The organism is Sphingobacterium sp. R2 (assembly GCF_040760075.1).
Lineage (GTDB): Bacteria > Bacteroidota > Bacteroidia > Sphingobacteriales > Sphingobacteriaceae > Sphingobacterium.
Genome location: NZ_CP142884.1, coordinates 3,277,541 through 3,298,707, shown reverse-complemented (window position 1 = coordinate 3,298,707; position 21,167 = coordinate 3,277,541). Strand labels below are relative to the sequence as shown.

Annotated in this window: 19 protein-coding genes and 1 tRNA gene; 12 read left to right on the top strand and 8 right to left on the bottom strand. The window is 39.6% G+C overall.

What is annotated here, in order from left to right:
- The first annotated feature begins 170 nt into the window (after positions 1 to 170).
- Complete coding sequence (locus tag VXM68_RS13595; RefSeq protein WP_367208999.1) at positions 171 to 761, top strand: methyltransferase domain-containing protein; 591 nt, start codon at positions 171 to 173, stop codon at positions 759 to 761.
- A 1-nt stretch (position 762) separates the two neighbouring features.
- On the opposite strand, the gene VXM68_RS13590 is transcribed toward VXM68_RS13595, so the two are convergent.
- Positions 763 to 2,295, bottom strand: a complete 1,533-nt coding sequence (locus VXM68_RS13590) for a SulP family inorganic anion transporter (RefSeq protein WP_294184467.1) — start codon at positions 2,293 to 2,295, stop codon at positions 763 to 765.
- A 101-nt stretch (positions 2,296 to 2,396) separates the two neighbouring features.
- Between VXM68_RS13590 and VXM68_RS13585 the strand changes: the two genes are divergently transcribed.
- Complete coding sequence (locus VXM68_RS13585) at positions 2,397 to 3,929, top strand: DUF3943 domain-containing protein (RefSeq protein ID WP_367208998.1); 1,533 nt, start codon at positions 2,397 to 2,399, stop codon at positions 3,927 to 3,929.
- Positions 3,930 to 3,970: 41 nt separating this feature from the next.
- On the opposite strand, the gene VXM68_RS13580 is transcribed toward VXM68_RS13585, so the two are convergent.
- Entirely contained in the window at positions 3,971 to 5,419 is a 1,449-nt protein-coding gene (locus VXM68_RS13580) for a L,D-transpeptidase family protein (RefSeq protein ID WP_367208997.1), read from the bottom strand.
- Between the two features lie 113 nt (positions 5,420 to 5,532).
- Positions 5,533 to 6,543 carry a class 1 fructose-bisphosphatase gene (fbp, locus tag VXM68_RS13575; RefSeq protein WP_367208996.1) on the bottom strand — a complete coding sequence of 337 codons (1,011 nt, stop codon included), beginning with the start codon at positions 6,541 to 6,543 and terminating at the stop codon, positions 5,533 to 5,535.
- Positions 6,544 to 6,812: 269 nt separating this feature from the next.
- Between fbp and VXM68_RS13570 the strand changes: the two genes are divergently transcribed.
- The 7 genes from VXM68_RS13570 to VXM68_RS13540 all read left to right on the top strand — a co-directional run bounded on the left by VXM68_RS13570 (position 6,813) and on the right by VXM68_RS13540 (position 11,286).
- On the top strand, positions 6,813 to 7,046 hold the full coding sequence (locus VXM68_RS13570) for a hypothetical protein (RefSeq protein WP_312330625.1): 234 nt from the start codon (positions 6,813 to 6,815) through the stop codon (positions 7,044 to 7,046).
- A gap of 246 nt (positions 7,047 to 7,292) precedes the next feature.
- Entirely contained in the window at positions 7,293 to 7,571 is a 279-nt protein-coding gene (locus VXM68_RS13565) for a hypothetical protein (RefSeq protein WP_367208995.1), read from the top strand.
- Between the two features lie 141 nt (positions 7,572 to 7,712).
- Positions 7,713 to 7,785: transfer RNA gene (locus tag VXM68_RS13560), tRNA-Lys, on the top strand.
- A gap of 100 nt (positions 7,786 to 7,885) precedes the next feature.
- A complete protein-coding gene (locus VXM68_RS13555) occupies positions 7,886 to 8,461 on the top strand; it encodes a Crp/Fnr family transcriptional regulator (protein WP_294349242.1) in 576 nt (191 codons plus the stop codon).
- Positions 8,462 to 8,535: 74 nt separating this feature from the next.
- A complete protein-coding gene (locus VXM68_RS13550) occupies positions 8,536 to 9,354 on the top strand; it encodes an alpha/beta hydrolase-fold protein (RefSeq protein WP_293955175.1) in 819 nt (272 codons plus the stop codon).
- Positions 9,341 to 10,231: an EamA family transporter gene (locus VXM68_RS13545; RefSeq protein WP_367208994.1), complete on the top strand. Its 891-nt coding sequence runs from the start codon at positions 9,341 to 9,343 to the stop codon at positions 10,229 to 10,231. Before VXM68_RS13550 ends, VXM68_RS13545 begins: the two co-directional genes overlap by 14 nt.
- 464 nt (positions 10,232 to 10,695) lie before the next feature.
- Entirely contained in the window at positions 10,696 to 11,286 is a 591-nt protein-coding gene (locus VXM68_RS13540) for a riboflavin synthase (RefSeq protein ID WP_293955179.1), read from the top strand.
- 69 nt (positions 11,287 to 11,355) lie between these two features.
- Here the strand turns inward: VXM68_RS13540 and VXM68_RS13535 are convergent, their stop codons facing one another.
- Both VXM68_RS13535 and VXM68_RS13530 read right to left on the bottom strand, forming a co-directional pair.
- A complete protein-coding gene (locus tag VXM68_RS13535; RefSeq protein WP_367208993.1) occupies positions 11,356 to 13,155 on the bottom strand; it encodes a chloride channel protein in 1,800 nt (599 codons plus the stop codon).
- Positions 13,156 to 13,161: 6 nt separating this feature from the next.
- The gene (locus tag VXM68_RS13530; protein ID WP_293955183.1) at positions 13,162 to 14,100 is read right to left on the bottom strand and encodes a hydrogen peroxide-inducible genes activator; all 939 of its coding nucleotides are present in this window, start codon (positions 14,098 to 14,100) and stop codon (positions 13,162 to 13,164) included.
- A 226-nt stretch (positions 14,101 to 14,326) separates the two neighbouring features.
- Here VXM68_RS13530 and VXM68_RS13525 point away from each other — a divergent pair, with 226 nt between their 5' ends.
- Positions 14,327 to 16,489, top strand: coding sequence for a S46 family peptidase (locus VXM68_RS13525; protein ID WP_367208992.1), 2,163 nt, complete (start codon positions 14,327 to 14,329; stop codon positions 16,487 to 16,489).
- 126 nt (positions 16,490 to 16,615) lie between these two features.
- On the opposite strand, the gene VXM68_RS13520 is transcribed toward VXM68_RS13525, so the two are convergent.
- The gene (locus VXM68_RS13520; protein WP_367208991.1) at positions 16,616 to 17,794 is read right to left on the bottom strand and encodes a MalY/PatB family protein; all 1,179 of its coding nucleotides are present in this window, start codon (positions 17,792 to 17,794) and stop codon (positions 16,616 to 16,618) included.
- 183 nt (positions 17,795 to 17,977) lie between these two features.
- On the opposite strand from VXM68_RS13520, the gene VXM68_RS13515 reads away from it, so the two are divergent.
- Positions 17,978 to 18,370, top strand: coding sequence for a diacylglycerol kinase family protein (locus VXM68_RS13515; protein ID WP_367208990.1), 393 nt, complete (start codon positions 17,978 to 17,980; stop codon positions 18,368 to 18,370).
- Here VXM68_RS13515 and VXM68_RS13510 read toward each other — a convergent pair.
- Positions 18,344 to 18,832, bottom strand: a complete 489-nt coding sequence (locus VXM68_RS13510; protein WP_367208989.1) for a hypothetical protein — start codon at positions 18,830 to 18,832, stop codon at positions 18,344 to 18,346. The two genes, VXM68_RS13515 and VXM68_RS13510, sit on opposite strands and share 27 nt — an antisense overlap.
- Positions 18,833 to 19,092: 260 nt before the next feature.
- Between VXM68_RS13510 and VXM68_RS13505 the strand changes: the two genes are divergently transcribed.
- Positions 19,093 to 19,281: a hypothetical protein gene (locus VXM68_RS13505; RefSeq protein ID WP_209575606.1), complete on the top strand. Its 189-nt coding sequence runs from the start codon at positions 19,093 to 19,095 to the stop codon at positions 19,279 to 19,281.
- 95 nt (positions 19,282 to 19,376) lie between these two features.
- On the opposite strand, the gene VXM68_RS13500 is transcribed toward VXM68_RS13505, so the two are convergent.
- Positions 19,377 to 21,110, bottom strand: coding sequence for a thiamine pyrophosphate-dependent enzyme (locus VXM68_RS13500; RefSeq protein ID WP_367208988.1), 1,734 nt, complete (start codon positions 21,108 to 21,110; stop codon positions 19,377 to 19,379).
- Positions 21,111 to 21,167 lie beyond the last annotated feature (57 nt).

Below are 21,167 nucleotides of genomic sequence, written 5' to 3'. Positions count from 1 at the left end.
TACATTTCTTGAAGTCGATCATTTATTCTTCATCTATTTTATGGTAAGCAAGGATAATATTACTTTAGCAAGTAAATAGCGCGGCATTGCAAATACCCGTGGTTATCGACGGACTTATTTCGATACTGACATAATATTTATTTAACTTGCGTATGTACAAGCAAACAGATATGAATTCTTTATTGTTAGATGAAAACTATTGGGATGAACGTTATAAGAATGAAGCAACGGGCTGGGATATTGGCTACGCATCTCCTGCTATCATCAACTATGCTGCAGCGTCTATTGCCAAAGATGCATCTATTCTAATTCCCGGTTGCGGAAATGTTTATGAAGCAAAGGCTCTACTTGACATGGGGTTCCATCAAATTACCTTACTTGATATCGCTCAGACCTTAGTTGCAAAGGTAAGACAGGAGTTCGCCAATAGCCCTCAGACCCAAATTGTATGTCAAGATTTTTTCCAGCACCAGGGCCAGTACGACTATATAATTGAGCAGACATTTTTTTGTGCACTGGATCCTTCATTACGACCCAACTACGTACAACACATGCATACTTTGCTCAAGCCTCAGGGTATACTGATGGGCTTATTGTTCAAACGGGAATTTGCGCAACAAGGGCCACCTTTCGGTGGCGATCAAACGGAATATCAACAACTATTCGCATCGCAATTTGACATTTTACACTTGACAGATTCAACCAATAGTATTCCCCAAAGACAGGAAAATGAACTATTTTTTGAGCTGCGCAAAAAATAGTCTACTTGCCAGGCATGACCCGATAAGTTGGATCGTCCATGATATTGACCTTCACAATTCCCGCAGCATTTTTTAACAAAGAGCGACAATCTTCACTGAGGTGCCACAATTCGATTTTTTTCCCTTGTGCCGCGTAGCGTTCGGTAATTTTGTTGAGTGCATCCACTGCGGACATATCTACCACACGACTTTCCTTAAAATCTAAAATGACACGCTCGGGATCTTCCAAAACATCAAATTTATCCAAAAAATTAGCTGTCGAACCAAAGAAAAGAGGTCCATAGATTTCATAATGCTTGATGCCCTCGGCATCCAAATACTTTCTTGCCCGAATGCGCTTAGCATTATCCCAGGCAAATACAAGTGCGGATACCACTACACCAATAAGCACCGCAAGTGCCAGATTATGTAAAACCACGGTAATTCCAGCGACAATAATCCCAACGAAAATATCTGATTTGGGAAATTTATTTACAATCCGTAAGCTCACCCATTGGAAGGTTCCAATGGCTACCATCATCATCACACCGACCAGCGCAGCCATGGGTATCTGTTCAATAAAAGGAGCACCTATCAAAATAATCACTAAGATGGTCATCGCTCCAATAAAAGAAGAAAGTCGCGTGCGTGCACCTGCATTTAAATTGACAAGGGTTTGAGCAACCATGGCACAGCCCCCCATTCCCCCAAAAAATCCATTGATTGTATTGGCTATCCCCTGCGCCATGGATTCGCGGTTTGCATTTCCTTTACTCGCCGTTATTTCGTCCACCATGTTCAGTGTCAGAAGCGACTCCACCAACCCTACTCCAGCCATCACCAAAGAATACGGAAAAATCAGTTGCAATGTTTCCCAGCTCAGGGGTACATTAGGCAAATGTAGATGGGGCAATGTCCCACTAACAGAGGCAATATCCACTACTTTTTTGGTTTCAATACCTAAAACAGAAACCAAGCCAAATATAACCAGAATAGCGATTAGAGAAGCCGGGACAGCCTTCGTTATCCGAGGAAATCCAATCACAATCAACATCGTCAGCAGCGTCAGTCCCCCCATAATGTATAAGGTACTCCCCGACATCCACTCAGCACCCTGCCCGGTATTCACCTTAAATTGGACTACCTGAGCCATAAAAATAATAATGGCCAGTCCGTTCAAAAAACCGTACATAACGGGCTGCGGAATTAAGCGTACAAATTTCCCCCATTTAAAAAGCCCAACTAAAAACTGCATGAACCCCGCCAAGACGACAGCAGCAAACAGGTAATCAATACCGTGACTTGCCGCCAGGGCCATCAATACAACAACTGTTGCGCCAGCACCTCCAGAGACCATCCCTGGTCTACCGCCCAAAATGGAGGTCACCAAACCCATTAAAAAAGCTGCGTAAAGTCCAGTCAACGGTGGTAGCCCGGCTAAAATTGCAAATGAGAGTGATTCCGGAATCATTGTCATTGCGACCGTTAATCCTGCAAACAGCTCATTCTTAAGATTAATCGATTTTATATTCAATATTTCAAAGGTATTGTTCATTTTTAAATTACTTGAACAGGATAATTGCCGTAAAGGTAGTAATCACATAAACACTTTTCTTCTATATTTGTTATTCTTTACAAATTTTATCGCAAAACAGTATGTTCAGTTCGATCAAACAACGCATTAACCATCGTCATCCTAGTCTCTTTATAGTTATCTTTTTTGGGCTTGTCCAGCTGGGGAGTATAGGACATAGTAAGGCTGCATTCCTACCAGCTAGAGATTCCTTAATGACTTCAGATAGCCTATTTCGAGCGAAACCTGTCGAAAGATATCCCATGCACCACGATGAGCAACCACGACTATGGAACAATCATCTTATCAACGTAAAACAAAGGGACAGTCTATTTGATTATCAGAAAAAAAACTTTTTAAGAGCTGGAATTGAATGGTTTTCCATCCAGGCTATTCCTGCTTCGGTTAATTACTTCATTCGCAAAGATCCTGTTTCACATATTACCTTTAAAAACTTCTTTAGCCATTTAAAACTGTCAGCCTGGACCTGGGACGACAATCTTTTTGCAACAAATCAAATAGCGCATCCTTATCACGGTCAGTTTTATTTCAATTCGTTCCGATCCAACAACTATAGTTTCCTACAATCGACAGCAGCAACCGTTGCCGGTAGCTATATCTGGGAAACTGCAGGTGAAACAGAACCACCATCCATCAATGACATCATCAACACAAGTTTTGGCGGCACTATTTTAGGTGAAATGGCCCATAGACTATCGCATCATATTCTTTCGCGCCCGAGTCTGACCAAAGGACAACGTAATAAAAAAGAACTATTGGCCATGCTGATCAATCCGATAAACGGCGTCAACCGTCTGCTTGATGGGCGCTGGGGAGATAAGGTAAAAGGTGCGGTGGTCGACAGTTCTTTAGTACATACCGAAGTTGAATTGGGACTAAGACGGTTTGATGCCAAGGAACATGATATCTTGAATAAAGGAAAGAATGACATCTATGCCCGTATCAAACTGATTTACACCAACGATGATCTAGACAAAAAGAAACCCTTTGATGACTTCTTCCTCAATTTGGAACTTGGATCAGATGATAGTTCCATCGTCAATGCGGTCAATGTGTATGCCTCGTTATACGGTAACCGTATTTTATCCAATTTAACAGGACATCATCGTGGTATCGTGTCTGCGCATTTCGACTTTCTACGCAATGAAGCCTTTTATTACGGATCACAGAGCATCAATTATAATGTTTTTTCAAACTTCAATATTGGTAGCCGTACCAAGCTGACAACCATCCTTGGTGGTGGTCCAGTGGTATTGGCCGCTGTACCCGATCCTTATCTCCATTTTGGTGAAAGCCGCACATACGATTATGGCCCCGGGGCCGATGTTAGGGCTTCAGCCACATTGAGCACATTAAACCGCTTTAAATTTGGCGTAGATTACCGTGGCGGATATTTTGTCACAATCAGTGGTAACAAATCCCACCATTTTCTACACGCGGTATCCACAAGTGCTTCAATGCGTATCTGGAAAAATTTCGGTGTCAATCTTTACTCCGGTTACTTTAGATTGGAAGGTCATTATCAAGACCATAACAATGTCAATAAAGACTATCCTTTTGTCCGGATAGCACTAGCCTACAACTCTGAATACTAGCGTCAAAAAAAGGCTTAACGACATGAGTTAAGCCTTTTTGATTAATTTGCCCAATATTTCTTTAACGCTTCCTTCAAACGCGGATCATAACCATATATATCCGGATAAGTAACAATTTTCCCTTCGTCATCCAACCAAGTAGTATAATAAGTGATGTAAACTGGCATCTGGCGTTTAAGGGTGACCCAACGCGACTTCGAAATCGAATCTGTCGTAATTTCCTTCGCAATTTTTTCGGCCTGTTTCTCATTATTGACGAGGTAAGATGCTAAATCCACCCGTTTTTCCACACGAACACAACCGTGGCTAACGGCTCGATTACTTTGCCCGAACATTTGTTTCGCCGGCGTGTCGTGAAGGTAAATGGAGTATGGATTCTCAAATAAAAATTTCACATTCCCCAAGGAATTATCCGAACCGGGATTCTGTTTGAAACGAAAGTTCTCGACAGAATCGGAATTCCAGTTAACAGTGGCAGGATCCACTTGTTTACCTTTGTAGTAAGCAACCATATTGCGCGATGCAAGATAGTTCGGGTTATTCCGCACGCTTGCCAATATTTCCTTTTTAACAATACTATTCGGAATATTCCACACCGGATTAACCTGCATGGCATCCAACATGCCCTGCATCACCGGAGTTTCATGGTTCTCCCCCTTACGTGAATAGGCAGGATTTTCTGTTTCACCTACACATACATTCATTAATTGGCTAGTTTTTCCATCTTCGATAATATGTAGACGCTGTTCAGGGATATTAACAAAAACATATTTTTCTGGAAAATCTTGTCCCATCCAACGTAATTTTTCCAATACCAATAGAACCTGGCTCCGCTGCGTCCCCGATAAATTTCCACTGTGCAGCAGATTCTGAAATTTGAGGTAGTATTGGTTTTTTGGTTGGATATCGTTCAAAACAGTTCCAATGTTCACACTGTCCAGCAAGTGCACAACTTTACTGTAGGTCATACGCTTTTGAGGAACAAAATATCTACCATAAAGACGCTTGGGGTTGACAACACCATATTTTAGACAACTTACATAAGCTACCAGTCCATCTGTACTTAATAGATCAAGCTTAGCTAATAAGGGATAGGCCGCTGCAACATCTTTAGTTTTCAGCTTCCGCAAAGAAAACAAAGTTTCTTTAATGGCTGAAGTATGGAAATAACTACTACGAATACCATGCTCCTCACTTCGTCCAAAATACGCCAGCAATGTATCGATGCTACCATCAAAGAGATGCTCCGAAATTAAAGTCATCCCTTCCGTGGAATCGGATAATTCCTTCATCCAACTTGGATTAACCAACTTCGATTTTTCCTTATTGTACACGTCATGGAAGATTTTGACATACGCGGTTGAATCAAAATCTTTATAGGATTTATTTTCAAAGCCCTTCGCCAAAACATCGCCATACGTAGGAGGATTCTCTTTACAAGAAAAAAATACTACTGCAACAAACGAAATAAAAACTAAAAAACGTAACATACGACAGATCTTGACAAGAAATAGCTTTGCAATAATGAAGCCATTTTCTGAGTGTAAAGATAAATAATTCTTGTGTTCCAAAGAATCTTACCTGTCATTGAATTACTACAGATTCAATCAATATACTTTTGTAAGAAATCTTCCAGTAGTTCGACCATATCGGTATTGCCTAAAAAAGCAGCGGATCGTTGATGCAAAGTTTTAGGTTCAATATCGAGTATACGCTGAGTGCCATTGGAAGCTTTGCCCCCCGCCTGCTCAACAATGAACGCAATGGGGTTGCATTCATACATTAATCTCAACTTGCCATTAGGATGTGCAGATGTAGTTGGATAAAGAAAAATACCCCCTTTAAGAAGATTGCGGTGAATATCTGCCACCATTGAGCCAATATAGCGCGACGCATATGGACGCTGCGTAGCACTATCTTCCGTTTGGCAATATTTAATATACTGCTTTACCCCGTTCGGAAATTTAGAATAATTACCCTCGTTAATCGAGTAGATCTGACCTGAAGCAGGAATTTTCATATCTGGATGAGATAAACAAAACTCACCGATCGAAGGATCTAATGTGAAGCCATTTACGCCCTTGCCTGTCGTATATACTAACATTGTCGAACTACCATAGATTACATAACCAGCCGCAACCTGCTTTGTACCGCGCTGTAAAATGTCATTGTTATTGCACGAAACACCGGTGTCAGATATCCTCCTATAGATGGAGAAGATCGTCCCGACAGACACATTTACATCAATATTGCTTGAACCATCCAATGGGTCAATACATATAATATATTTGGCATTTTTGGAAATCCCGGATTGGATGTAAACTGGATTTTCATGTTCCTCTGAGGCAACTACACAGCATTCTCCCCCACTTTGAAGCGCTTTGATAAACTGCTCATCGGCATAAACATCCAGTTTCTTTTGTCCCTCGCCCTGCACATTGACCCGGCCTGCATCGCCTAAAATATCAACCAATCCCGCTTTATTAACCTCTCTATTTACAATTTTTGCTGCGATTCCAATATCGCGCAGTAGTCTAGAAAGCTCCCCTTTTGCATACGGAAAATCGGCCTGTTTTTCAATGATAAATTGACCTAGTGTAGTTATACCACTCATAATGTTGTTTTATTGGATATTTGTTGCACAAAGCTAAAAAAGTTAAACAAACTTTAGCAAACACATCCTTCTCATATGTAGCATTTTAGCAGACTAAATACGCAATCGATTGCGCTATGTTTTGAAATCTCTTCTTTGCTAAAACGATTATTAGCTATTAAAAAAATAATAAAAGGTTGAAAGCACTGGATAAATTTCAAATAGCAACGATTAGAAAAAAAACAATAAATGCTAAGTATTTGGTAATTTTGGCTAAATATTCTGATACAATGCAACAACTCATACAACTCATCGAAAAAGAAAAATTAGGCAATCAGCCGGCAACACGGTACACGTTGATCATCGACGATAAGCAAGTGATTCATGGTGCTCTTTTCCTGGTAAAAACCGCCCGAAAAACATTTAAATTGATGATCCCGGCCCCTTTTCACGAAGCAGTTCTGAAAGAACAAGTAACCATTAATACGTTGATCAAACATCCCCAAGCAATGCTGCTATCTTAACCTTATACATCCCTAATATACTGATCACCTCATCGACAATACGAAAGCCCCTCTATTCTGTATACTATAGGGTGATTTCAGTAAAACGCTTTTTACATCGCAATTCAGCAGACGCTGCAATGAGTTTAAGTTCCGCTTCTGTTATCGCGAATGCTCTAAGCTTAAATCGTGCAAAGATCGATATCCATTAAAAACAGATATTCCCTATATTCGCTGTTAGAATAACGACATATAGTTTAAAGTAACATGCGTAATATCTTTTTAATCTTGATAACGGTTATCATCACGGTAGTGTGCGTCAAAAATCCGCAATCGGTGCAGCTCAATTTTCTTGGGGAATCGCAAGTGGCACTATGGAAGCTATTATTGGCCTTTTTTATTGCAGGAATTGTATTTGTAATCGTCCTAAAAGTTGGAAAGAAGAAACAGCAGGTGTATGAACACGACAATATTGAAGAAGCTGATGAAGAGAGCAGCGAACGAAGGTCCCTTTTATCCGATGAAGACCGGGAATTCCTTTCCTAACACAAAAAATAAATCACTTAAAATGAAGCCCTAAAGTGCTAGAAAGTATTTTTATGGCCTAAATACTTGCGAGAAATAGGGATTAACCCTATCTTTGCATCACTTCAAACAAGGAACGGTAGTTCAAAAATAAAGAAGTAAGATTCCGTAGCTCAGCTGGTAGAGCAATACACTTTTAATGTATGGGTCCTGGGTTCGAATCCCAGCGGGATCACAAAAGAAAAGCTAATCTTGCGATTAGCTTTTCTTTTTTTAAGCTTGCCAGCATTCGTAATTGACTTGTCCTGACAAACTAAAACTAACAGCCACTCCTGATGATAGAAAAACTCCTCTTCGAAATGAATAGCTATGCACCACTTAGCCCGGCTACAACAGAAGTTTTGAAAACGATCTTTCATGTAAAACAGTTCAAAAAAAACAAACTCATCCTGCAGGCTGGAGAATACGCTAAATACTATTATTTTGTTTGCAAGGGGCTATTAGGGTATTATAAACCGGATGCTGATGGCAACATTATCTACAAATTATTTTTCGACGAAAACAGCTTTTGTGCTTCCACTGCTGCAATCATCGAAGAAAAACCAAGTAAATTCAGTATCGTTGCACTCGAAGATGTTCAATTGATCCAGTATTCCGCTAAAGTGTTTCGCGAACTTATAGCGACCCACCATGATCTAGCACTTTTTCAGCTTGCTTATCTCGAAAAGAATTGGGTAGTAAAAAAAGAACCACTTGAAATTGAACTCAAATGGAAATCTGCCAGAGAGCGATATATGGAACTTTATAAAAATCAATCGCTTTTTAAAAGACTGAAACAGCACCATATAGCGTCTTATTTAGGAGTAACGCCAACACAGCTAAGCCGCATCCGTAAAGAATTAAAATCATAATTCCATCAACATTTGTACATGTTTTCCAGTTTTAAACTTTAGAATTTCGTCCTATAAAAACAAATTATTAGGACATGAAAACAATATGCACACTCCTACTCTCTGCCCTTATCCTACCGCTAACAGCTCAGCAGATAATCAGAACCAAAGTCCATAGTAAAAAGATGGACAAAAATATCGAGACCATTATTGTTACACCCGACATCCAACATGGTGTTCAATACAAAACCGTCTATATTCTCCATGGTTATAGTGGCAATCCAGACCGTACTTTGCAGGACGATATCCCCGATTTACTTCAAAAAGCAAACACATTTCAGACTATTTATGTCCTGCCCAATGGAAATTTCAATTCCTGGTACGTGGATAGCCCCATAAATCCTCATTCACAATATGCCTCTTTTATCGGTACCGAACTCGTTAACTATATCGACCGTCACTACCCTACCTTAGCGTATAAAAGTGCGCGAGGAATCCTCGGCTGGAGCATGGGTGGTTATGGAGCACTCCACATCGGTATCGCTTATCCCCACACGTTTTCAATTGTCGGAAGCTCCTGTGGGGCCATAGATTTCAGTCGCTTCGGAAAAGGATATCAAGGCTATCAGGTAGACCAAGTACTGGGAGATTTAAAAACTCTAAAAGACAGCGAACGGATTTACAGCAATGAGGATAGGATGATGCAAAATAAGCAGCACTATATTGTCGATTGTGGAACGGAAGACCAACACATGCTGGAAATGAACAGAACATTCCATAAACATCTGACAAGCAAAAACATAGAACACTTATATATAGAATCAAAAGGGGGACATAATACATCCTACTGGAGCAAATCACTATCACAGCAATTGGCTTTATTTCAAAACTATTTTCAAAATGAAGGACTATAAATCAACACTCTATGTTGCTGCTGGTGCTTGTAGTTACGGACTTCTTGCAACAATTGTAAAATATGCCAATCATTTAGGTATACATACCAGCTTATTGACCTTTTTGCAATTTATGTTCGGATTTCTCGTTTTGCTGGCATTGAATCTGTTATCAAAACGCAACGTAGAAGAATGTAACATCATCAAATTCTCATCGAAGATTAAATTGATGGCCTGGGGCATTTCTCTAGGTCTGACCACAACACTTTATTATCTATCCATTCAATACATTCCAGTATCCATTGGGATTATTCTACTGATGCAGTCTATTTGGATTAGTCTAGTTGCAGAAGCATTGCTTTTAAGAAAATTCCCTTCACGTGTAAAGATAATAGGTGTTATTATTGTCCTACTCGGAACAGCCTTTGCTACTAATATAGTGCAAAATGATATCGCCCTTAACTACAAAGGAATACTATTAGGCTTCGGTGCCGGGATAAGTTATGCTCTGGCAATTTATGCATCAAGTTCTGTAGAGAAGCAATTACCAAGTCCATTGCGCAGCCAATTCTTAGTTCTGGGCGGACTATTACTCATCGTAGTGTTTTGGAACATTGATATCGTACGGTATATGCAAATTGGAGCATTACCTTGGGGAATGCTTATTGCGATTTTTGGAACGATCCTTCCTCCCTTATTATATACAAAAGGCATCCCTAAAACTGGAATAGCTATGGGTAATATAATTTCAAGCCTAGAGATACCTATTTCAATACTCTCTGCCATGCTTGTTTTGCAGGAAGTTGTATCGGGATTTCAGTGCTTTGGCATACTGCTTATTTTAATAGCTGTAATAATCATCAATCTACGCGAGCAGCACGAGCTAACCAACGCGTAAACCTGTATATCCCCATACTTTTATTTAATAAACCTTGGAGAATCCATGCTACGCATGATAAGCACAAGGTATAGATAAGATAAAATAAAAAAGTAATAACGTACTACTCAGATGAGATGGAATAAAGATAAAAAGTAGGTGCTAAAAAAAAGCTTAGCATTGGTCGGGCGACCTGCTAAGCTTTTATAAATACCTCTTTGTAGAGGCAATCAACCTAAACCTATGACAAAGATAATGGTTCAAATGATATAAACAAAAATTTTGTTATATTTTTTTTCAACTCCCATAAATTTGCTTTGGGACAGCCTTCACAAAAGGATTAGTAAGTGTAAAATGTACACTACAATCTTTTCTCATTTTTTTAACGCTAGAGACATGATCTTTTACGGCCCATTTTTGTAGGATCTAAACTTAGGTGATTGATTTAATTATTTAGTAACTTTGAATCAATCAAAAAAAACATCATGTTTACTGGAATTATAGAAACGCTAGGAAAAATAGAAAATATCGAACACGACAAAAGCAATATTCATTTTTATGTCAGTTCCGCTATTTCCAATGAACTTAAAATAGACCAAAGTGTGAGCCACAATGGAGTATGTCTCACTGTGGTTGGATTAAACAACGATCTCCATCAGGTAACGGCAATTGACGAAACGCTGCAAAAGACAAATTTAGCACAATTAAAAGTGGGAGACTTGATCAACCTGGAACGCTGCACCTTGGCTGGTGGCAGATTCGATGGACATATCGTACAAGGGCATGTCGATCAGATTGCCAGTTGCATTGCCAAGCGGGACGAAAATGGTAGTTATGTTTTTACATTTCAATATGATATCTCCAAACAAAATATTACCGTAGAAAAGGGATCAATTACTGTAAATGGTATCAGCTTGACAGTTGTAGATTCAAGAAACGATCAATTTTCCGTCGCGATCATTCCCTATACACTCGAACATACCAACTTGCAACATGTCGAAGTAGGTAGCACAGTCAATCTCGAATTTGATATTATCGGGAAATATGTCAGCAAGATCATGGCTTTGCGTAGTTAATAAATTTTTTAAGCATCCTTGGGTCTAAATCCATCCGAGGATGCTTATCCCAAAGATGACGCGGTCTAGCTATTCCAAATAATGCCCCTGGCGTATTAGTAGTGCCCGGTACTTGTTAAATACACTCGATTTGGATACAAAGCCCATATATTTGTTTTCGGCTCCTAAAACCGGAAGTATCCAAGTATCATCCTTATTCATTTTGGCCATCACAATTTCCATATTTTCATCGATTCCTACAGTATCATTTGGCTTCTGAGCTAATTTTTCAAAGGTCGTATCTCCCCCCTCTACTTCTCCCAATAACGCAGAAAAGAGAAACTCGCTGTAAACAAGACCAATAAATTTACCCTCGTAATCCACTACCGGAAAAATATTACGCTTACTGTGGATAATGTCCGTCTGCCTCGTTTTAGGTGTTTCATCCGGACGCAGGATGACAAAATTAGTTTCCAACACATATTTTATTCGCATCATACTGAGTACCGATCGATCCTTATCCTCATAAGAAATCAGATCTCCCGATTCCGCCAATACTTTAGTATAAATGGAGTGTTTCAATACGGTCCGATTAATCAAGTAAGAAATTGAACAGACCAACATCAAAGGAACCATTAATGTGTACCCCCCGGTCACCTCTGCAATCAAAAATATACCAGTTAACGGAGCATGCATAATGCCACTCAAAGCACCAGCCATTCCCGCTACCACAAAATTAGGTACATTTAACTCGGCAATTCCAGTCAAGTTTATCCCGTAAGAAAACGCAAAGCCCAACAGTCCCCCCATTACCAAACTTGGTCCAAAAACGCCCCCGTTGCCTCCCCCATTCAATGTAAACAGTGCAGCAAACGATTTTCCAAATAATGTCAATATCGTATAACCAAAGACCACTAAGCCAATGTCCTTATAATTCGAAAACAAACTGTTTTTAACAATCGAGTTAAACTGCCCGTTGAGAATTTGCTGTATGGTAATATATCCCTCACCGTAAAGTGCGGGAAATACAAAAATCATCAAACCTAATGAAATACCACTCACCCAAACTTTGTTATAGGGATTCTTAATGTTTGCGAACCATTTTCCTACCGTTCTGGAAACACGCGCAAAATAAATGGTATAAAGACCAATAAGCACCGCCAGCAGCAAATAAAATAGTAACGCCGAAACCTGCCAATCGGAATTAAACGTACTAAAGAGAGGTTCATTGTACAAGACTCGCGACACAACTGACGCCAGAGCCGATGAAATCAATAAAGGAATAAAAACAGGAATAGAAAATTCAGGCAGTAAAATCTCGATCGCAAAAATCATTCCCGCCAAAGGACTGTTGAACGCCCCAGAAATTCCCGCTGCGGCTCCACAGGCCAATAACATAGTAACTTCCTTATACTGTAAACCAAAAAAGCGGGCTATATTAGAACCAATAGAAGATCCGCCCAAAGCGACTGGAGCCTCCAAACCACAAGATCCACCAAAACCCACGGTAATTGCCGAGGTGACTACCTGCGAATAGATATTACTTGGGTCTAACCGGCTTCCTTTACGACTAATGGCATAAATGATTGGAGTAATGCCGTGCTCCATCTTCTTCCCTTTTAAAAACTTACGGACAAAAAATACACTAAGCAAGATCCCGATCAACGGAAAAATCAAATAGACCGAGTACTTTACCTTCCAATCAATATCATCTTGTATGGTTGCCGCAATAAAATGGGTCAGCCGCTTGAGCACAGATGCCATGATACCACCAACAATCCCCACCAAAAATGCCAATAGAATGATAAAATTTCTGTTCGAAACTTTTTTCATCCGCCATTGGTTAATCTGGTCTATCTTTCTAAAAAAACGTCCTTTGAGGTTTTCCATAACAACTTATTGAAAGCTCAACACTTCCTTCTTCTTTTTTGTTTTAAATTTATCAGGCACTACAGCGAGTATTTCTTTTTCTAAGGCCTGGATTGCATGTCTCTTAACATAATTTTGGGTCGTTACCAAGGATATTTCACGTACCGGTTCTGGCGATTTGAAATAACGGATTCGATCCAATTGATCATCAGAATAATCCCAAATCGATAATTCCGGCAATATCGTGATTCCATCGTTGACATCCACCATGCGCTTTAACGTCTCTACACTACCCGTATTGTACTCAAATCTTCCTGTAAGATCTTGATTGTGCTTGTGGTGACAAATATTAAGCACTTGACCGCGCATGCAGTGGCCCTCATTAAGTAACCAAAGCTTATCGTCAGCGATATCATCACCACTAAGTATTTTCTTTGAAAATAGCGAACTATTGGTTGAAATATAAGCAACAAAATTTTCATAAAACAAAGGCGATTCCAATATTCCAGGGTCATTTAACGGCGTTGACAACAATCCACAATCCAAAAGTCCGACTTTCAATTCATGAACAATTCGTTCTGTCGTATATTCCCATATCTGCAATTGTAATTTCGGATACTTCTCCATAAATGTGGCCAACACATTCGGAAGTAAATAAGGGGCAATTGTTGGAATGACACCGACCTTTAAGGTGCCCTCAATTTCTCCTTTTTTATCTTGAACAATTTCATTGATCTTGCGGCTTTCTGTTAAAACGAGTCGGGCCTGAAGAATAATTTTCTCGCCAATTTCTGTTGGAATAACAGGCTGGCGACTGCGATCAAAGATTTTCGCTCCTAAGGACTCTTCGAGTTTTTGAATTTGCATACTTAATGTTGGCTGCGTCACATAACATTTTTCGGCAGCTGCCACAAAACTTCGGTAGGTATCAACAGCTACAATATATTCCAATTGGATTAAGGTCATCTTACTATCTTTAAAGCACAAAACTACGAATCCTGTCGTAAACCATAGTCAAATCCTTTATAATTAAAGTCAACATAAGTATTTCTCCTGTATATTATATAATAAATACCTTGCCAAAAAAGCCCTATATATCCACTATTGTTACATTTGTTCACATAAAAAATTGATTTCATCAAAATGCTTTTCTTAAATTTGAAGATTTACAACAGTTGATAGTTAAAATCCTATGAAGTTTATAAATCATACGACAATTGCGCTAGCGTTATTCTTAACCGTGGCGAATAGCTCCTATACCAAGGCGAATCTGGACGAGGGAATGTTTCCACTAAGTGAATTAAATAGGGCTGGGTTGAAGAAAGCTGGACTAAAGATCAGTGAGAAAGATATTTACAATCCTGGCCGGGTCGGTCTGGTAGATGCTCTTGTTCAAGTCAGCGGATGTACAGGATCATTTGTTTCCAATCGTGGACTGATCATAACCAATCACCACTGTGCCTTTTCGGCTGTTCAGCTTGCAAGTACAGCAATAAACAATTACCTGAAAAATGGTTTTGTCGCGCAAAACCAAGAACAAGAGATTGAAGCTAAAGGATTAAAAATCAGAATCACCGATTCTTACGAAGACGTTTCAGCCAAAGTATTAAATGCTGTGGCCAATATCAGCGATCCTGTAGAGCGCATCAATACCATCAAACGTAAGCAGCAGGAACTAGTTAAACAAGCTGAAAAAGAGGATCCAACCATTAAAGCCGAAGTGTCAGAAATGTTTATCGGAAAAAGTTATGTGTTGTTTCGCTATAAAACGATCGAGGATGTTCGTCTAGTTTATATTCCCCGTCAAAATATCGGTGAATTTGGTGGAGAAACAGACAACTGGGTATGGCCTCGCCACACGGGAGATTATTCTTTTCTAAGGGCATACGTAGATAAAAACGGAAAATCTGCTCCTTATTCAAAAGATAACGTTCCTTACCAGCCAAAAAAACACCTTAAGGTCAATCCAAATGGCGTACGGGAAAATGATTTTACCTTTATACTCGGCTATCCCGGAAAAACATTCCGCCACCGCCCAGCGCAATATATCCGATATCAACAAGAATATCTTTTACCTTACGTATCCAATCTATACGACTTCCAAAATAGACAAATGGAAGAAGCTGGAAAAGACAATACTGATATTGCATTATCCTTGGCCACTCGTATAAAACGCAATGCCAATGTATTAAAGAACTATCGTGGCAAACTCAAGGGTCTAAAAGGTATCGACCTGCTTTCGACAAAAAAACAGGAAGACGAAGCATTGGGCGCATTTATTTTAAGTAAGCCCGAACTTAAAGATAAATATGGAAATCTTCTTGCTGAAATTGACGCGTATTACCAATTGAGTGATCAAGATGCGCTAAAGGAGCTTTGGATCAACAACATTTACAACAGCACGAGCCTATTGAAAGTCGCTCGCGATATCAATATGCTGAAAGCCTTCTTAGCCAACGAGAGATCACCTCAATCGGCCAAACAATTGTTCGATCTAAATAGCGAAAAATTAAAAACGGCTCTCAAAGAAACCTACGAAAGTTATAATAAACAAGCCGATAAGCAGATTTTCGCTAAAATGTTGGAAGATGCCGTTGCCTTCAAAGGCAAAAACCAACTCGCCTCGATTCAGAGATTGCAATTTAACAAGGAAAAAGCGCAACAGTTTGCTAATGAAATCATTCAGAATAGCAAACTTGGCGATCAACAATATATACTCAATACCGTCTTGGCCAATGCCGACGCGCTGCAAAAATTTAACGACGAATTATTGGGTTTCCAGAATAAGCTAAACAACGATATCGTCGAGTATGCGGCTGAGCAAAAAAGACGCGAAGGGGTGCTCAACAAATTAATGGGCGATTATGTCGCTGTTAAGGAAATTTTTCAGGCCAAAAACTTTATTCCGGATGCAAACTCTACCTTACGCTTGACTTATGGTCACATCAAAGGTTATTCTCCTGCTGACGCAACCTATATGAAGCCGTTCACAACAATCGAAGGAATCATTCAAAAAGGAAACCTCGGCTTGCCTGAGTTTGACTATCCACAAGAAATCAAAACAGCTTATCTCAACAAAAATTTTGGACCTTACCTGCAAAAAGATCTCGGCTCTGTCCCTGTGAATATTTTATATGATATGGATACGACCGGAGGAAATTCAGGATCTCCAATTATGAATGCCAAGGGCGAATTGATCGGCGTAAATTTTGATCGTGCCTATGACGCAACAATCAATGATTTCGCCTGGAACGAAAGCTATAGTAGATCTATCGGCGTAGACATACGGTATGTCCTTTGGGTTGCCGATAAAATTGATAATGCCCAGTTCATTCTGAAAGAAATGGGTATTTAATATGCACTGAAACAAGTATCAAAAAATCCGCTTCATCGTATGATGTAGCGGATTTTTTGTTGGTCCCGACACCATGACATCAACATCTGCGTAAATAATTAACTTTCACATCGGGATGACTATCAGCTACTCCGCTGCTTGCAGTAATGGTAAAAAAACTTTTTTTAAACGCAGTAAACCGTTATTTAAAACATCCCTTGAGCAGGCAATATTTAGCCGAATAAAGTTGTCGCTTTCCTTTCCGTACATTGTTCCAACATTGACCTGAACGTGCACTTCTTCCAATAATAACTGTACCAATTTTCCACTTGAAACGCCTAGAGCACTGCAATCTACCCATACAAGATAGGTTCCTTCCAAAGGAAGTATATGCAAAGCCGAAAGATGCTCAGTCATAAACTCTTTTAAATGCAAATAATTGGCGTGAATATAATCTAACGCCTGATCCAACCATTCCCCACCCGCTTCGTATGCGGCTATCAAACCTGTTATGGCGAAGGGGCTTACGCTACTAATCTCATTTGCAAGAAAAGCCAGCTGTACCTTCTTCTTGAGCTCAGGATCTGCTGCAACGACCGTGGCAACCTGTAAGCCTGCCAAGTTAAAGCTTTTGCTCGGCGCAATGCAGGTAATTGAATTTGCCAAGAAGGAAGCGCTGATGCTTCCAAATGGAATATGCGTATAGCCATCAAATACCAAATCACAATGAATTTCGTCTGAAATAACTAAAACATGATGCCGCAAGCAGATATCTCCTAAACGTTCTAATTCCGCTCGAGTCCAAACCCGTCCTGCCGGATTATGGGGGCTGCATAAGAGAAATACCTTAACGCTCGGGTCGCTTGCCTTCAATTCAAAATCCTCAAAGTCGATGCTATACTGCCCATCATGATACTTTAAGTCATTGGATACAACCTCCGCCCCATTACGTTCAATAGAAGAAAAAAAACAATGATAGACAGGTTCCTGAACCAGAATCTTGTCACCAGGAGTGGTAAATGCTTTAACCAAAGCCGAAAGTGCCGGTACAACACCAATAACAGGGAGCAGCCATTCCTGCTGAAGCGCGAATTTATGTCGTTGAAAAGACCACTTTATAATCGCGCTGTAAAAGGCAAAAGGAACGAAAGCATAACCATAGATTGCATGCCGGACCCGTTCTGAAAGTGCATCTACGATAGGCTGTGCTGCAGGAAAATCCATATCAGCCACCCAAAGCGGAATCAAATCTTCATAGTTCTGCTGATTCCATTTGACTGAATCTGTACCCCTGCGAACAATTGTTTTGTCAAAATTATAGATCATACAGCAATTTAATGAAAATTAGAAGGCATTCGAAAGAAAAGATGTATAAAGTAGACTTAGATTTAAAACACGAAATAAAATGAATAGTATAACAGGATTAGATTGGCATAAAAAAACACTAAAAATCTTGCATACTCGACCCTTATAAACCATTATCTTTATATCAAAATAGAAATAACTACAATGGCAAAAGACAGCTTTTCATTTAGTGCAAGATTAAAGAGTTTTCGCTATGCCTTCAACGGACTAAAAACAGCTTGGCAGGAGGAACACAATTTTAGGGTGCATAGCGTAGCGGCTGTTATCGTCCTAATTTTCTCCATTATACTTAACATCGCTGTAAACGAATGGATTGCCGTGCTATTTTCCATTGGCTTCGTGTTTGTCTGTGAGCTATTCAATACCGCTATGGAAAATATAGCCGACTTTACCTGTAACGAGGAAAACCCAACCATAAAAAAGATTAAAGATGTAGCCGCAGCCGCTGTAATGATAAGCAGCATCACAGCATTACTAGTCGGCCTGCTAATATTTATCCCAAAGCTAATCTCATTTATCCCCAGATACGTTTCTTAGTGGGAATTTTTCATCAAATGCTAACTTGTTTATATCAACAAAAGACATTTTTCCAGCTTTTTCCTCCATTGCACCATAACCCTCTAGGGCATACTCCTTGGAGAGTTTAAACGCTACTTGTCGGACAGATTCCTGTCCCTCAGACAAAAAGGTATAATCAGCCAGTAACAGATCGCCTTTTAACTCCCCCTCAATATGTCCCGTGTTTCGGTCTTTTTCCTTCCAGGCATAACTTAAATCACCATGTACTTTTTCTCCATCGATAACGATTAACAATGAAATTGTATCGCCATTTTTAAGGTATTGATAAGTACTGTTTCCGGTAGAAGGTATTGAACCCTCCATTGGTCGAGCATTATACACAGTCGTATCCCGCTTCGTTGAAGACTCCTGGTTTTTCTTTTCCTGGCGACAAGCAGTGCTACACAGCAATAGTATAAATCCAAAATTTATTATTCTCATATTGTATTTTTTATTACACTATAAAAAGCAATTCAAAATAAATTTTGTTTTAAATAACTAACATTTAGAATTTTAAAATTCACAAAACAAAAAAATGTAAACATTGTTTATATATTAAATAAATTGCTATCAATATTACCGATAAGGCATTAAAAATAAACAATTTAGTAACAATAAAATTATCGAAGGCTTATTGTAAAGCTAATTTTTATTAGTAAATTGTACGTGATAAAATTCAGGAATTCTTAACCAATATTAGTATGAAAGATGTAAGCTTTAAGAAATTTGATAGTGGATGTAATTCACTCACAAAATTGTCGATTGAAACAGACTTAGCTATTATTGTTAATGAGCAAGTTGGAATTTCTCCAGAATCGAAAATTGAAAAACTCAGACGCTGTAAGGAAGAGTTACTCAAAAGCCTATGGTTTGTTCAACGTCAATATTAAGATATTATTTCTTCCAAATCTACTTTAACACACAATGCCCTCAAAGTTAATTTTCAAGGGCATTGTGTGTTTCTTGACCAGTTTGTCAGCAATAACTAAAGCGATTTTAAATGCTTATAATTCGACTTAATGGTATCCCATACTTCTTCAAAATTACCCGATAACATCAACTTAGCCATACTTTCTGTCATGCCTTTCATTTGGCTAAATGATATCTTCGGCGGCATGGCAAGCGCATTTGGATTGGTATAAATATCCAGCAGAACGGGTTCATCGGTGATGTTGAGTGCTTCATTGAGTACCCTATCCACATCTTCCGGCTGGGTTACCGTAAATGCGCGAATCCCCATTGCCTGCGCAATCAGCGCAAAGTCAGGGTTCACCATATTGGTTTCCTGATCTTTCAAACCCGCCACCTGCATTTCCAACTTGACCATGCCCAGTGAGCGATTGTTGAAAACAACAATTTTAATGGGTAAGTTATATTGCTTTATTGTTGCGAGATCCCCCAGTAACATAGACAATCCTCCATCACCACAAAATGCAATTATTTGGCGTTCGGGATGTGTTAATGCTGCTCCAATAGCCATCGGCATAGCATTTGCCATAGAACCATGATTGAAGGAGCCCAACATAATACGGTCCCTGCGCTGGTTAATATAACGCGCTCCCCAAACACAGCACATTCCTGTATCCAGCAAAAATACAGCATCATCACTGGCCTTCTGATCAATTGCATGGGCAACAAATTCAGGTTGAATAGCGCATTCACTACCCCGATCGTCTACGTAAGTCATTAAATCTTCTTTCACCTTCGAGTAAGACTCCAACTGCTTATCTAAAAATTCCGTGTCGGCCCGGGCCTCTATAAAGGGCAATACAGCTCTTAACGTATGCTCGATATCTCCCACCAACCCATAATCTACTATAGATCGCCGTCCTAGCTTTTCACCTTCAATGTCAATCTGAATAATGGTTTTATTCGTAGGTATAAAATCCTTATAAGGAAAGTCGGTTCCAAGAAGTAGAATAAGATCGGATTGATGCATACTTTGAAAAGCCGAAGCCATACCTAGCAGTCCGGTCATACCAATTTCATTGGGGTTATCGCGCTGAATATCCAACTTTGATTTAAAAGAATAGCCCACTGGCGCGTGGATTTTTTGGGATAATTCAACAATCTGCTTTTGCGCTTTTTTTGCACCGACACCACAAAATAAAGTCACTTTTTCGGCCTGATTGATATACTGTGCCAAACGACCGATTTCCATGTCCGAAGGTCTCACCTGAGGCTCAGTAAAAAATACTTTCGACGATGTATTCATATCGACCGCCTCCATTTCAGAGACGTCCCCAGGGAGTCCGATAACAGCAACATCACGTTTTGATATAGCTTGTTGAAGTGCATTCTGAACCATGCGTTGCACCTGCTCAGGTCGGGTGATCATTTGATTGTAGCAAGAACAATCATCAAACAATTTGATCGGATTGGTTTCTTGAAAATAATCTGTTCCAAACTCGTATGTAGCACAGGTTGACGCAATCACAAGCATCGGTACACGCGTTTTGTGGGCTTCATACACACCATTGATCAGATGCACATGCCCAGGTCCACTACTACCCGCGCAACAGGCAATCCCATGTAAATCTGCTTCTGCTGTTGCGGCAAATGCTCCAGCTTCCTCATGTCTTACATGTATCCATTGCATCGTTCCATCGGCGTGGACCGCTTCGTTAAAAAAATTTAAACTATCGCCTGTTACGGCATAAATACGCTTTATTCCCGCATTTTTTAAAAGGTCAACAATCTGATGTGCTACATTTTTCATACGCATAATATAATTTTAGAATGTAATCAAGCGATTTGTGCTGTTTAGCCAGTCGCT

Bases quoted from the DNA above. Each gene is read 5' to 3' on its own strand.
- VXM68_RS13535 (WP_367208993.1), bottom strand. From the start codon at position 13,155: ATGGAAAACCTCAAAGGACGTTTTTTTAGAAAGATAGACCAGATTAAC.
- VXM68_RS13510 (WP_367208989.1), bottom strand. From the start codon at position 18,832: ATGAGAATAATAAATTTTGGATTTATACTATTGCTGTGTAGCACTGCT.
- VXM68_RS13540 (WP_293955179.1), top strand. From the start codon at position 10,696: ATGTTTACTGGAATTATAGAAACGCTAGGAAAAATAGAAAATATCGAA.
- fbp (WP_367208996.1), bottom strand. From the start codon at position 6,543: ATGAGTGGTATAACTACACTAGGTCAATTTATCATTGAAAAACAGGCC.
- VXM68_RS13500 (WP_367208988.1), bottom strand. From the start codon at position 21,110: ATGAAAAATGTAGCACATCAGATTGTTGACCTTTTAAAAAATGCGGGA.
- VXM68_RS13545 (WP_367208994.1), top strand. From the start codon at position 9,341: ATGAAGGACTATAAATCAACACTCTATGTTGCTGCTGGTGCTTGTAGT.
- VXM68_RS13520 (WP_367208991.1), bottom strand. From the start codon at position 17,794: ATGATCTATAATTTTGACAAAACAATTGTTCGCAGGGGTACAGATTCA.
- VXM68_RS13565 (WP_367208995.1), top strand. From the start codon at position 7,293: ATGCGTAATATCTTTTTAATCTTGATAACGGTTATCATCACGGTAGTG.
- VXM68_RS13595 (WP_367208999.1), top strand. From the start codon at position 171: ATGAATTCTTTATTGTTAGATGAAAACTATTGGGATGAACGTTATAAG.
- VXM68_RS13555 (WP_294349242.1), top strand. From the start codon at position 7,886: ATGATAGAAAAACTCCTCTTCGAAATGAATAGCTATGCACCACTTAGC.
- VXM68_RS13525 (WP_367208992.1), top strand. From the start codon at position 14,327: ATGAAGTTTATAAATCATACGACAATTGCGCTAGCGTTATTCTTAACC.
- VXM68_RS13550 (WP_293955175.1), top strand. From the start codon at position 8,536: ATGAAAACAATATGCACACTCCTACTCTCTGCCCTTATCCTACCGCTA.
- VXM68_RS13505 (WP_209575606.1), top strand. From the start codon at position 19,093: ATGAAAGATGTAAGCTTTAAGAAATTTGATAGTGGATGTAATTCACTC.
- VXM68_RS13515 (WP_367208990.1), top strand. From the start codon at position 17,978: ATGGCAAAAGACAGCTTTTCATTTAGTGCAAGATTAAAGAGTTTTCGC.
- VXM68_RS13590 (WP_294184467.1), bottom strand. From the start codon at position 2,295: ATGAACAATACCTTTGAAATATTGAATATAAAATCGATTAATCTTAAG.
- VXM68_RS13585 (WP_367208998.1), top strand. From the start codon at position 2,397: ATGTTCAGTTCGATCAAACAACGCATTAACCATCGTCATCCTAGTCTC.
- VXM68_RS13530 (WP_293955183.1), bottom strand. From the start codon at position 14,100: ATGACCTTAATCCAATTGGAATATATTGTAGCTGTTGATACCTACCGA.
- VXM68_RS13580 (WP_367208997.1), bottom strand. From the start codon at position 5,419: ATGTTACGTTTTTTAGTTTTTATTTCGTTTGTTGCAGTAGTATTTTTT.
- VXM68_RS13570 (WP_312330625.1), top strand. From the start codon at position 6,813: ATGCAACAACTCATACAACTCATCGAAAAAGAAAAATTAGGCAATCAG.